Here is a 12263-nt window from a genome sequence, read left to right on the forward strand (position 1 = left end):
TGCAGCCCAGGAACGGACAGATCAGGCTGCAACGCGGAAACGGGACACGGAATTTTTCAATTCCTCAGCCAGCAAAGACAATTGCTTAATCGACTCTGCCGTTTGTTGTGTACCACTCTGTGTCTGCTCAGTCATCGTCAGAATGTGCTGGATATTTTGTGCCACACCGTTCGCAGAAGTTGCTTGCTGCTCCGTCGCCAGCGAGATACCCTGAATCAGTTCCGCCAGGCGGTTCGAAACGCTACGAATTTCTGCCAGCGCCGTACCGGCCGCATCAGACAGCTTGGCTCCCTCAACCACACCCTGAGTGGATTTTTCCATCGCGGCTACCGCATCGTGGGTATCGGTCTGAATCGTACGCACCAGCGCACCGATCTGTTTGGTCGCTTCAGCCGAACGTTCCGCCAGACGCTGCACCTCTTCCGCAACCACCGAGAAGCCGCGTCCCGCTTCACCCGCAGAGGCCGCCTGAATCGCCGCATTCAGCGCCAACACGTTGGTCTGTTCGGTAATGTCAGAAATCAGTTCCGTGATCTCACCAATCTCCTGAGAGGACTCACCCAGACGCTTGATTCGTTTTGACGTTTCCTGGATCTGTTCGCGAATCTCATTCATACCCTTGATCGCGTCTTCCACAGCATGCGCGCCCTGCTCCGCCGCCGCAACCGACTGACGCGCAACCTCTGCCGATTCATTCGCAGAACGGGATACGTCCGTAATTTCAGCCGCCATTGTCAGAACAACCTGACCGGCATCGGTAATTTCGCGTGACTGCTGTTCGGATGCTTCCAGCAAGTCATTGGAAATATTCTGGGCCTGATCAGACGCCGATGTAACCTGTTCTGCGGTCGAGGTAACACGGCCGACCAGACCGCGCAACTCTTCCACCGTATAGTTAACCGAGTCGGCGATCGCACCGGTAATATCTTCGGAAACCGTTGCCTGCACCGTCAAGTCACCGTCCGCGACTTCCTGCAATTCATTCATCAGTCGCAAAATCGCAGCCTGATTCTGATCGTTGGCGGCTTTTGCTTCTTCTTCCTGTTTCTGCGCCTGCAACATCTGCGCCGCAGCTTCCTGACGGCGTTCATTCGCTTCTTTGGCGCGATTACGACTGTCCTGCAACAGAACCAGCGCAATTCCCACCGCAGAGGTCAGCGCGATCAGTGCCGAAAGCATCAGCAACCAGAACGACAGACTGGTGGAATCCTGCTGCGCAGTGTAAGTTTTTTGCAGCTTGGTCAGTTTCGATTTCAGATCTTCGTTTTCATTAAAGATCAGCTGTTCGGATTGTTTGGCCGCAATAAAATTCTGTAAGTTACCGAGAATGGTCGAAACCGATGCCTGATACTCAGTAAAAGTTTTTTGCAGTTCTTCCAGTTTTTCCCTTGTATCGGCATCCTTGGTCATCGTCAGGCGCAACACCTCGCTGCCCTTCAGGAAACCATCCACCAGATCGCGGAAAGTATTGGTATCTTTACCCAACAGGAAAGCCGTTTCCGGATTAACACCTTCAGAAGTCAGGAATTCATTCGCACTACGACCCAGACGCTGGGTCAACATCACCAGCTGGCCGGATGCAGAAATTTCACGCGCAGATCCGCCCCCCTGTACTTTCAGCGTCGAAATCTGCTCTGTCAATTCCAGCAATACTGGCGACAGCGAGTTCAGTTTCTGCAGTGTCTCACCGAAACCGGTCAGCTCTTTACGTCTGGCCAGAATCGTTTCCGATGCTTTATTGGAGTTTTGCCAGGCTTTGATCGTTTCTTTTAAAACAGGCTCCAGTGTGCTGTCCGCCGGTTTAACATCACGCCCCTGATAATTACCACCCTCCAGCAGAATTTTCAGATCGTTGTTGATTTCCTTGCGGCTGTCTTCCAGCTGTTTAAACGCTTCGACGTTACCCTGAATCGAGTTTGGCGCAGCTTTACCGATACGCTGCGAGTGCATCAGCACGTCACCTGAAATCTGCACCTGCGTCGATACCAGCGCAGACTGGTTGGCATTAAGCCAGACGAAAAAACCACCCGCCAGCAATGCAACCGCCATCGTGACCGACAGCACGCGCATCTGCTTCTGCAGCGACATTTTGCCGATCAGCGGCAACCGAATGTCGCCGCCTTTTTCTAGTGCGTCACCGATAAAAGTCGCATCGGCGCGTTGTGCGTGTGATACAGGAGTAGGAATCTCCTGCTTGACTCCGGTATCTGCTTCAGTTTCCGTATTGAGCATTCTGACGTTGCTGGCCTCTTCAATCTCAGCCGAATCAGCATGACTAAATGACCTTGCCGCCATCTCTGCTCCATCAATTTCCGTAACCGGATCATCTTTTTTCTTGGACAAGAACGGTACTTTCAAAGCCATTACTAAGTCTCCTCAACGATTGAAAATCTGTCAGCCGTACTTCAAAAAAAGGCCGACTATAAACCTATATGCAAAAAATCCTGATCCTGCACCAGCGCAGCCAGGCTTAACTCACGCCAGATATGACCATCACGGTCGCGGAACTGCCGTTGCAGCCACGCGCGATGCCCGGCTTCCTGCGTATCTGACGCCAACTCATCCATTTCGGCAATATTACGTAAACCTAACACCTGCGTCACCAGCAATGCGCTGTTAAATGCCAGTTCGGGCGCAAAGGCAACGATACGGCACGTCGGATCCAGTACAGTGGATTCATTTCCCTGAAAGCGCGACAAATCAACCACACTGGTCAGATTACCCCGGATATTCGATAAGCCGACATACCAGTCTTTAGTCAATGGTACCCCTGTCAAAAGACCGGCACTGACAATTTCACCCGCCTCGCGCAAATCGAGCAGGTAACGGTTCTGCCCGATCAAAATCCCCAACTGATTGAGTTGTGAAAAACCGCCACGTTGCGCAGCCTGCATTCTTTCAACCAACTGCGCCTGAAACTCTCTCAAACGGGTGCGCCGCACCCCGCTGTCCGGAGAGGCGGTTTCGAGATTTACAGCTTTAGGGTCACTCAACGTCTGGGTCATGAGCTTGTCCGCGAATTTCTGAAATGGGTAAGGCTTTTATTGCTGTCAACGATGTACCGGTTATCTGCAGACATCAGCCCAGTGCGGCGATTTTGGCCAACAGTTCCTGCGGGTCAATAGGCTTGACCAAGTAATCACGTGCGCCCTGGCGCAGTCCCCAGATACGATCCGTTTCCTGATTTTTACTGGTGCAGATAATGACAGGAATATCCTGCGTTTCCGGATCTTTTGCAATGGCACGGGTAATCTGGAAGCCATTCTGGCCAGGCATAACAACATCCATCAGAATCAGCTGCGGCTTATCTGCCTTGATCTTGGTCAGCGCCTCTTCGCCGTTTTCTGCCGTTGAAACAGAAAAACCGTTTTTCGCCAGCACATCCGTGAGGAAGTAGCGTTCGGTTGGAGAGTCATCTACTACTAAAATTTTTTGAATTGCCATTTCGCTCATTCCTTACATTAACTGAATTATTCCCGCTCGCCGGAAGTGTAATTCCGGACAGTTTTCAGGAGACTGTCTTTTGTAAAAGGCTTGGTCAGATATTCGTCCGACCCCACCATCGCACCACGCGCCCGGTCAAACAAACCATCTTTTGACGACAGCATAATGACTGGAGTATCCCTGAATTTCGCACTTTTTTTAATCAGAGCACAAGTCTGGTAACCATCCAGACGCGGCATCAGAATGTCACAAAAAATCAGGTCAGGGTGAGAATCATTGATTTTTGCCAGGGCATCAAATCCATCTTCAGCCAGGACAATTTTATAACCAGCCTGCCCAAGAAAAATCTCCGCTGAACGACGTATTGTGCTGCTATCGTCAATCACCATGATTTTCAAGTTTTCATTGCCAGCCAATGTTGACATAAGTTCATCTTCCAGACAGAATTATAGCAAGCTAGCACTTTAACAAAAAATCTTTAAAGTGCTACTTGTTTTCCCTGAATAAACATTCAATATAGCCAAAAATACACAAGCCGAGGTTAAATCGCAACCATTTCAAAGTCTTCCTTGCGGGCGCCGCATTCCGGACAGGTCCAGTTCATCGGAACATCATCCCATAAAGTGCCCGGCGCGATGCCCTCACCAGGCAAACCCTGCTCTTCGTCATAAACCCAGCCACAAATCAGACACATCCACGTTTTATACTGCGGTTTATTTCCCACATTATCACTCACGACTAAAACCCTTCAATCAAGTAAAATACAAAGATACCGCACAAAAATGACAAAAAGATTGTCACTTCCATACTTCGGACGAAAAAAAGTCCGGCAAAGCCGGCTATATTAATCTACCCACCGTGCAAAACCAAATTTCCCCACTTATCCTCAGTTTTGGGGCTGCCGATCCGGTAGCTGCCACAGGCTTATATGCAGACACCGCATCATTTGCCGCAATGGGCTGTCACGGACTCCCGGTCACGACAGCGATACTCACCGGCGATACCGGTCAGGTTGACAGCATTCATGCGCTGGATGCCGATCTGGTCGACGAACAGGCAAGAACCGTACTGGAAGACATGCCTGTGATTGCCATCAAAGTCGGGCTGGTAGGCAGCGTCGAAAACGTTACGGCCATTGCCGAAATTGTCTCAGATTATCCTGATATGCCGTTAATACTCGATCCGTTTAATGCTGCCGTGGCGGAACACATTGCCGATGCCGAGGATCTATCTCTGTCCATTCGTGAATTGCTGATACCGCAGGCAATGCTGTTGGTCATTTCCGCAATCGAATTATCACGGCTGGCTGAAACCTGGAAAGAGCAGAACGAATCTGATGATCTGACAGCCGATGCCATGACGCTCATTGATTCCGGTTGCGAATATGTGCTTGTGACCGGAACCCCGTGCCAGGCCGGAGAAATTGCCAACATGCTGTTCAATGAATCGGGCATGGTCAGGCGGGATGTCTGGCAGCGTGCGCCGGGTTCTTATATGGGGGCCGGCAGCACCTTGTCTGCTGCGCTGACTGCCCTGCTTGCCACCGGGATCCCCGTCCCCGAAGCCGTGCTGGAGGCGCAGGAATTCACATTGGCGGCCGTTCAGCATGCGCAACAGTTCGGCATGGGGAAACTCGTACCAGACCGCTATTTCTGGGCCAGAGAACCGGCGCAATAAGCCTGCCGCCCTCCTCGATTTTTACCTGAATCCATATTATGACGAATCATAACGAAACTTTATTTGCACGCGCCCAGTTATCCACCCCCGGAGGGGTCAATTCTCCGGTACGGGCATTTCGTTCCGTAGGAGGAACGCCCCGTTTCATCACCCGTGCGGAGGGTCCCTATTTCTGGGATGCCGACGACCGTCGCTACATTGACTATATCGGTTCGTGGGGCCCTGCCATTGTGGGGCACGCACATCCGGAAGTCGTCACCGCAGTCCAGGAAGCTGCGGCACGCGGCCTGAGTTTTGGCGCACCGACAGAAGGTGAAATTCTGATGGCCGAGGAAATCTGCAAGCTGGTACCCGGCGTAGAACAGCTACGCCTGGTTTCCAGCGGCACGGAAGCGACCATGAGCGCGCTGCGTCTGGCCCGTGGCGCCACCCGGCGCGACAAAATCATTAAATTTGAAGGCTGCTACCACGGTCATGCGGATTCATTGCTGGTCAAAGCAGGCAGCGGTTTGCTGACTTTCGGCAACCCGACTTCTGCCGGTGTGCCGGAAGATTTCAGCAAACACACGCTGGTTCTCGACTACAACAACAGCCAGCAGCTCGAAGAAGTATTCCGTACTGTCGGCGACCAGATCGCCTGCGTAATCGTGGAACCCGTCGCCGGGAACATGAATCTGGTCCGCGCCACAACGGAATTTCTGCAAACCATGCGCCGTTTATGCTCACAGCATGGCAGTGTCCTGATTTTCGATGAGGTGATGTGTGGCTTCAGGGTGGGTCTGCATGGCGCACAGGCTTTATACGAGATTCAGGCCGATCTGGTGTGCCTGGGCAAAGTCATCGGCGGCGGCCTGCCCGTTGCTGCATTCGGCGGTCGGGCGGATCTGATGAAACATATGGCGCCATTGGGCGGCGTGTATCAGGCGGGAACGCTGTCAGGCAATCCGGTGGCGGTTGCTGCCGGACTGACGACACTGAAAATTATTCAGCGCGAAGGTTTTTACAGCACGCTGACCGCGCAGACCCGTGAGCTGGCAGAACGCCTGACCGCAGCAGGACAGGCTGCCGGACATCAGTTCTGTGCGGATGCCGTCGGCGGCATGTTCGGTCTCTATTTTTCTGCGCAGATTCCAGATTCCTATGCGTCAGTCATGGCCAGCGACAAAGAAAAGTTCAACCGTTTCTTCCATCTGATGCTGGACGCCGGCGTGTATCTCGCACCATCTGCATTTGAAGCAGGCTTTGTTTCCATTCAGCACAATACGCAAATCATTGACGCCACGATTGAAGCGGCAAAACGAGCATTTGCGCATCTCTAACATCATTTACGCAAATCAGGCGATCCGGCATCAGAGGAAAACCCGGATCGCCCGCATTACCTGCTTCATCTCCTGAAATTCACAGAATTGCCGCGGCCCGGCAGATCCAATCGCGCTTCCATCCTGGGAGTTTCACTGATAATTTTGCCGCGCCGGATAACGTAACGGCGCACTGGGCGCAAACGCAATGCATCAATACAGTCCGGCGCATCCAGTATCACTAGATCGGCATAACTTCCCACTGCCAGTCCGTAGCCCGGCAACCCCATGATCCGGGCAGGCATGGTAGTCACTGCCTCAAAACACTGATGCATCGCCTGCTGCCCGGTCATCTGAGCAACATGCAGCCCCATGTGCGCAACTTCCAGCATATCGCCGGAACCAAGGCCATACCAGGGGTCCATGACACAATCATGCCCGAATGCGACATCAATATCCATCGCCAGCATTTCGGGCACCCGCGTCATGCCGCGTCGTTTCGGGTAAGTATCATGCCGCCCCTGAAGCGTAATATTAATGAGAGGATTAGCGATCGCTGCCACACCGGCCTCGCGCATCAATGGCAGGAGTTTGCTGACATAGTAATTATCCATGGAATGCATGGAAGTCAGATGCGACCCTGCCACCCTGCCCTGTAAGCCCAGCCTCTGTGCATGAAATACCAGTGTTTCGATATGACGGGACATAGGATCATCAGACTCATCACAATGCATATCAACGCGTAATCCCTGCGTTGCGGCAAACTCGCATAAAAGACGTATCGATTCTGCGCCGTCTGCCATAGTACGCTCAAAATGCGGAATGCCACCCACGACATCGACACCCATGGCAACCGCACGTTTCAGGTTGTCAAAAGCTCCCGGGCTTCGTAACAACCCGTCCTGAGGAAATGCGACCAGCTGCAAATCAAGATACGGCGCCACCCGGCGGCGCACTTCCAGTAATGCCTCAACTGCCAGCAAACGGCCATCGCAAATATCGACATGAGAACGGATAGCCAGCAAGCCCTTTGCAACCGCCCAATCACAATATTGCATTGCGCGCGCGATCAGCGCTTCCTGCGTCAATTGCGGCTTCAGCTCCCCCCAAAGCGCGATTCCTTCTAACAAGGTGCCGCTTTGATTCACCCTCGGCAAACCGTAGGACAGCACTGCATCCATATGAAAATGCGCATCGGCAAACGGCGGACACACCAGATCCCCCGCCGCATCCAGCTCTCTGATTCCTGAACTGACGCCAGACAATCCGGTATCGATGGCGTCAATCAATCCTGACCGGATCAGAATGTCCATTCCGCGACGTCCATCAGGCAAACTGGCATTACGAATCAATAAATCCTGCATCGCGGCTCCTGTCGGTATGTTGATAAAAATTTTAACCTTTTCCTTTATCCTGCGTCATAATCGCAGGATCGAAATGTAGGAATTTTTATGGCAACAATGAAGCAGGTCGCGGAAAAAGCGCGCGTCTCAACCACCACCGTTTCCCACGTCATCAACAATACCCGGGTCGTGAGCGAAGATGCGCGGGAACGTGTGCTGTCCGTCATTCAGGAGTTGCGCTACATTCCCAGCGCAGTTGCGCGCAGTCTGAAAAATGACCGGACCCATACACTGGGTATGATGATCCCGAATAATTCCAACCCTTATTTTGCCGAAGTGATTCAGGGAATTGAAGATGCTTCATTTAAACTCGGCTATAACATCATCCTCTGCAATTCTGATGACAATCCGAAAAAACAGGCTGCCTATATCCGGGTTCTGATGGAGAAAAGAATCGATGGCCTGATCCTAGTTTCGTCAGGTTCGGACGAAGAGCTGAGTCAGTTACTGGCTGATGAAGGCATTCCTAAAGTGCTGGTGGATCGGGAAGTGTCCGGCGTTTCTGCTGATTTCATTGAAGCTGACCATGTACAGGGCGGCTACGACGCCACCAGTTATCTGATCAGCCTCGGACACCGGAGGATCGCATGCGTCGCAGGGCCAGATACACTCTTGCCCAGCGGAGGACGCGTGACCGGTTATCTGCGTGCACTGAAAGAAGCCGGACTGGAATTCCGGAACAAATATCTGTTACACAGCGACTTTACTAGTCAGGGTGGTTTTAATGCGTTCCAGAAATTGCTCGCATTACCAGAGCGCCCTACCGCTATTTTTGTCAGCAATGACCTGATGGCCATCGGTGGTATTTGCGCAGCCAATGCGGCAGGGGTCAGAATCCCGCAGCAATTGTCCGTGGTCGGCTATGACGACATTGCGTTGGCATCGTTCAGTACGCCCCCCTTAACGACGATTGCCCAACCTAAACATGCGATTGGTGAACTGACCGCCAAAACGCTGGTTGACCGGATACAGCACCCGGATGCTCCCTTGCGGCGTGAAATGCTGCAATCCCGCCTGGTCATCCGCCAATCCACAGCGGCACCGGAACAGCAGGCCTGATATTCCCTGCGTCTCGCCCGGATCAGTAAGTCGTCATCAGCAAGCGGGGCAAGGCTTCATTCAGTACCTTGCTCAGAACCTGCAAAATGATGAGAACCAGCAATGGTGAGAAATCCAGCCCTCCCAAAGGTGGCAATAGCCTCCGGAACGGCGACAGCAAAGGCTCGTTCAATGCACGCACAAACGGCGCCAGAGGTGCATGCGGATTAATCCAGCTGAATACCGCCTCAATCAACAGCAGAGCCATCAAGCCATACAGCGCCCACTGTGCCACCCGGAAAATGGTCAGAATCAGAATCATTACCGGGGATACCTGGGACAACAGCCAGAAATCCAGCAGCACCGGTAACAGCGCCGTCAGGAACACGGCCGTTAACGTAGCCCAGTCATACCCCCGGAACCCGGGAATAATGCGGCGTATCGGATGTACGATCCAGTCTGTAATCTGAAAAATAGCCTGTGCCAGAAAAGAAGGAGGACGAACCCGCTGTACCTGCATCCAGAAGCGCAATAACAAGAAACCGGCGAAAAAACCCGTCACGATGTCGATGATGAATGTAAAAATTCCATGTAGCACGAATTGTTTCCTTCAAAAAAATACCCACTGGCGATGTATCACACAGTGGGTATTGTGCCTGAATAAGATCAGGCAACCAAGTTCGCCAGAGATTAAGCCGGACGATTACCTGTTGGAAATGGCCATGCGGCATTTGGGCTGACGACAGTCTTTGCGTCAGGTGTTGCTGGTTTAGCCGGTGCTGCTTTTTTTGCCACTGCCTTTTTCGCTACTGGCTTTGCTGCCGTTTTGGCTGCCGGTTTTTTGGCTGCCGGTTTGGCCGCGACTTTGGTTGCTGCTTTCGCTGCTGGCTTCGCCGCAACTTTTGCTACCACTTTCTTTGCAGCTGGCTTGGCGGCTGCTTTTGCTGCCGGTTTCGCTGCGACTTTCGCTACCGCTTTCTTTGCTGCTGGCTTGGCGGCTGCTTTTGCTGCCGGTTTCGCTGCCGCTTTTTTCGCTGCTGGCTTCGCTGCGACTTTCGCTACCGCTTTCTTTGCTGCTGGCTTGGCGGCTGCCTTTGCTGCAGGTTTTGCTGCCGCTTTTTTCGCTGCTGGCTTCGCTGCGACTTTCGCTACCGCTTTCTTTGCTGCTGGCTTGGCGGCTGCCTTTGCTGCAGGTTTTGCTGCCGCTTTTTTCGCTGCTGGCTTCGCTGCAACTTTCGCTACCGCTTTCTTTGCTGCTGGCTTGGCGGCTGCCTTTGCTGCAGGTTTTGCTGCCGCTTTTTTCGCTACTGGCTTCGCTGCAACTTTTGCTGCGGCTTTTTTCGCTGCTGGCTTAGCAGCGGCTTTCGCTACCGCGTTCTTTGCTGCTGGCTTGGCGGCTGCGTTTGCTGCAGGTTTTGCTGCCGCTTTTGACGCTGCTGGCTTCGCTGCGACTTTCGCTACCGCTTTCTGTGCTGCTGGCTTGGCGGCTGCGTTTGCTGCAGGTTTTGCTGCCGCTTTTGACGCTGCTGGCTTCGCTGCGACTTTCGCTACCGCTTTCTGTGCTGCTGGCTTGGCGGCTGCCTTTGCTGCAGGTTTTGCTGCCGCTTTCTTTGCAGTCGCCTTAGCCTTTTTCGCGCCGACTGGCACGTCTGGAGACGGTTGTGGTGCTGTTGCCATGGTGTTTCTCCTTCAATCGAGATGGAAAAAATCAGATAAAAGTAAAATCCGCTCTATCCTTTCAAGCGGATTATTCATCGGCACAAACAAGATCGCTGTTTGCGCTAATGAATTCGGCACCAGCTAAGAACACTGCGCCTCCTCGATCTGAAGCAGTATCTCAGCTATGGCTCATTTTCTGATTACGAAAATGACGCCTGACACCCGCATTCTGCAGGCGTTGGTATCTGTTTACAGCACGAGCTCAAAGCCAAAAACCGCAATATCCGATCCAGCCAGATATTGCGGCACTAACAGTGTTACATCCTGTAAGCTGTAACTGTTCATTCAGTTTGATGAGGCCTCTCGAGTTTTACATCTCGTGCAAACCATGAGCATTCCATTTCAGAATCCAGAGGCGCAGTACATGTCTGCTGCTATTCCCAATTCAGGGCTCCGCCAGTCTGATACTCAATGACGCGTGTTTCAAAAAAGTTGCGCTCTTTTTTCAGGTCGATCATTTCGCTCATCCATGGGAAGGGATTTTCTTCCTGCGGGAATAGCTGATCAAGACCAATCTGCTGTGCTCGACGATTTGCGATAAAGCGCAAATATCCTTTGAACATTGGCGCATTTAATCCGAGCACTCCACGCGGCATTGTATCCTCTGCGTAGCGATATTCCAACTCCACCGCACGCAAAAACAACGATTTAATTTCGTCGCGAAATGCAGGAGTCCACAAATGCGGATTTTCCATCTTAATTGTATTGATCAGATCGATCCCGAAGTTACAGTGCATCGATTCGTCGCGCAAAATGTACTGATATTGTTCAGCCGCACCCATCATTTTATTCTGCCGGCCCAATGCCAGAATCTGCGTGAAACCAACGTAGAAAAACAGTCCCTCCATCAGGCATGCGAACACGATCAGCGAACGCAGTAAAGTCTGATCGGCTTCGGTGGTGCCGGTCTTGAATTCAGGATTCGTCAGCACATCAATGAAAGGGATCAGGAACTGATCTTTGTCGCGGATAGATTCGATCTCGTTATACGCGTTGAAAATTTCGCCTTCATCCAGACCCAGCGATTCGACGATGTATTGGTAGGCGTGTGTATGGATTGCCTCCTCAAACGCCTGGCGCAATAAGTACTGACGACATTCCGGCGCAGTGATGTGGCGATAAGTGCCGAGCACGATATTGTTGGCAGCCAGCGAATCGGCCGTGACAAAGAAGCCCAGGTTACGCTTGACCAGACGGCGTTCATCTTCAGACAGGCCGTTCGGATTTTTCCAGAGTTCAATATCGCGCTGCATATTGATTTCCTGCGGCATCCAGTGATTGGCACAACCTGCGAGATATTTATCCCATGCCCACTTGTATTTGAAGGGTACCAGCTGGTTAACGTCGGTCTGGCCGTTGATGATGCGCTTGTCGGCAGCGTTCACACGGCGTGCAGTGTCTTCGGCACTGGCAACATGAGGCTGGCTGATGACAGCAGGATTCAATGCCGTCTCCTGCATCTGCAAGCCAGGTGCGGCAGGCAAAGGTTGTGCCGGCATCTGCCTGACAGCAGGTGCGGTGGACGTTTCTTCTTCATCCCAGGATAACATTTCTTTATTCCTTACAAAAAAGCGCCTCGATATCCGTATCAGATCAAAGTGCAAAATAATTTATCAGCTGCAATCATTGATACGGGACAGCCGCATGACGGACTATCCCGTATATTTAAAATGACTGCAAAGTC

The 12263-nt window shown here is 52.2% G+C and carries 11 protein-coding genes and 1 pseudogene; 3 read left to right on the forward strand and 9 right to left on the reverse strand.

Annotated features, from left to right (window positions below; all coding sequences use genetic code 11):
* Positions 1-21: 21 nt before the first annotated feature.
* The 5 genes from HV832_RS06780 to HV832_RS06800 form a co-directional block, all read right to left on the reverse strand.
* On the reverse strand, positions 22-2364 hold the full coding sequence (locus tag HV832_RS06780; protein WP_399310427.1) for a methyl-accepting chemotaxis protein: 2343 nt from the start codon (positions 2362-2364) through the stop codon (positions 22-24).
* Positions 2365-2420: 56 nt separating this feature from the next.
* On the reverse strand, positions 2421-3005 hold the full coding sequence (locus HV832_RS06785) for a chemotaxis protein CheW (protein WP_223827213.1): 585 nt from the start codon (positions 3003-3005) through the stop codon (positions 2421-2423).
* Between the two features lie 73 nt (positions 3006-3078).
* Complete coding sequence (locus HV832_RS06790; protein WP_176802791.1) at positions 3079-3444, reverse strand: response regulator transcription factor; 366 nt, start codon at positions 3442-3444, stop codon at positions 3079-3081.
* A gap of 26 nt (positions 3445-3470) precedes the next feature.
* Positions 3471-3869, reverse strand: coding sequence for a response regulator (locus HV832_RS06795; RefSeq protein ID WP_176802792.1), 399 nt, complete (start codon positions 3867-3869; stop codon positions 3471-3473).
* 116 nt (positions 3870-3985) lie between these two features.
* On the reverse strand, positions 3986-4138 hold the full coding sequence (locus tag HV832_RS06800; RefSeq protein ID WP_176802793.1) for a rubredoxin: 153 nt from the start codon (positions 4136-4138) through the stop codon (positions 3986-3988).
* A gap of 164 nt (positions 4139-4302) precedes the next feature.
* Between HV832_RS06800 and thiD the strand changes: the two genes are divergently transcribed.
* Both thiD and hemL read left to right on the forward strand, forming a co-directional pair.
* Positions 4303-5121, forward strand: coding sequence for a bifunctional hydroxymethylpyrimidine kinase/phosphomethylpyrimidine kinase (gene thiD, locus HV832_RS06805; protein WP_176802794.1), 819 nt, complete (start codon positions 4303-4305; stop codon positions 5119-5121).
* Positions 5122-5159: 38 nt separating this feature from the next.
* Positions 5160-6440, forward strand: coding sequence for a glutamate-1-semialdehyde 2,1-aminomutase (gene hemL, locus HV832_RS06810; protein WP_176802795.1), 1281 nt, complete (start codon positions 5160-5162; stop codon positions 6438-6440).
* Between the two features lie 65 nt (positions 6441-6505).
* On the opposite strand, the gene HV832_RS06815 is transcribed toward hemL, so the two are convergent.
* On the reverse strand, positions 6506-7783 hold the full coding sequence (locus tag HV832_RS06815; RefSeq protein ID WP_176802796.1) for an amidohydrolase family protein: 1278 nt from the start codon (positions 7781-7783) through the stop codon (positions 6506-6508).
* Positions 7784-7870: 87 nt separating this feature from the next.
* Here HV832_RS06815 and HV832_RS06820 point away from each other — a divergent pair, with 87 nt between their 5' ends.
* A complete protein-coding gene (locus HV832_RS06820) occupies positions 7871-8881 on the forward strand; it encodes a LacI family DNA-binding transcriptional regulator (RefSeq protein ID WP_176802797.1) in 1011 nt (336 codons plus the stop codon).
* A 22-nt stretch (positions 8882-8903) separates the two neighbouring features.
* Here the strand turns inward: HV832_RS06820 and HV832_RS06825 are convergent, their stop codons facing one another.
* From HV832_RS06825 to HV832_RS06835, 3 genes and pseudogenes are all read right to left on the reverse strand, one after another.
* A complete protein-coding gene (locus tag HV832_RS06825; protein ID WP_176802798.1) occupies positions 8904-9458 on the reverse strand; it encodes a YggT family protein in 555 nt (184 codons plus the stop codon).
* Positions 9459-9550: 92 nt separating this feature from the next.
* A pseudogene (locus HV832_RS06830) lies at positions 9551-10204 on the reverse strand (transcriptional regulator); the annotation flags it as partial.
* A gap of 749 nt (positions 10205-10953) precedes the next feature.
* Positions 10954-12129, reverse strand: a complete 1176-nt coding sequence (locus HV832_RS06835; RefSeq protein ID WP_176802800.1) for a ribonucleotide-diphosphate reductase subunit beta — start codon at positions 12127-12129, stop codon at positions 10954-10956.
* Positions 12130-12263 lie beyond the last annotated feature (134 nt).

Source organism: Cognatundibacterium oligocarboniphilum (genome assembly GCF_013377855.1).
In the GTDB taxonomy this organism is placed as follows: Bacteria; Pseudomonadota; Gammaproteobacteria; order Burkholderiales; family Burkholderiaceae_D; genus Undibacterium; species Undibacterium oligocarboniphilum.

Excerpts from the sequence above, each read along its gene's own strand:
- hemL (WP_176802795.1), top strand. The coding sequence starts at position 5,160 with ATGACGAATCATAACGAAACTTTATTTGCACGCGCCCAGTTATCCACC.
- HV832_RS06780 (WP_399310427.1), bottom strand. The coding sequence starts at position 2,364 with ATGGCTTTGAAAGTACCGTTCTTGTCCAAGAAAAAAGATGATCCGGTT.
- HV832_RS06785 (WP_223827213.1), bottom strand. The coding sequence starts at position 3,005 with ATGACCCAGACGTTGAGTGACCCTAAAGCTGTAAATCTCGAAACCGCC.
- HV832_RS06800 (WP_176802793.1), bottom strand. The coding sequence starts at position 4,138 with ATGTGTCTGATTTGTGGCTGGGTTTATGACGAAGAGCAGGGTTTGCCT.
- HV832_RS06820 (WP_176802797.1), top strand. The coding sequence starts at position 7,871 with ATGGCAACAATGAAGCAGGTCGCGGAAAAAGCGCGCGTCTCAACCACC.
- HV832_RS06815 (WP_176802796.1), bottom strand. The coding sequence starts at position 7,783 with ATGCAGGATTTATTGATTCGTAATGCCAGTTTGCCTGATGGACGTCGC.
- HV832_RS06835 (WP_176802800.1), bottom strand. The coding sequence starts at position 12,129 with ATGTTATCCTGGGATGAAGAAGAAACGTCCACCGCACCTGCTGTCAGG.
- HV832_RS06790 (WP_176802791.1), bottom strand. The coding sequence starts at position 3,444 with ATGGCAATTCAAAAAATTTTAGTAGTAGATGACTCTCCAACCGAACGC.
- HV832_RS06795 (WP_176802792.1), bottom strand. The coding sequence starts at position 3,869 with ATGTCAACATTGGCTGGCAATGAAAACTTGAAAATCATGGTGATTGAC.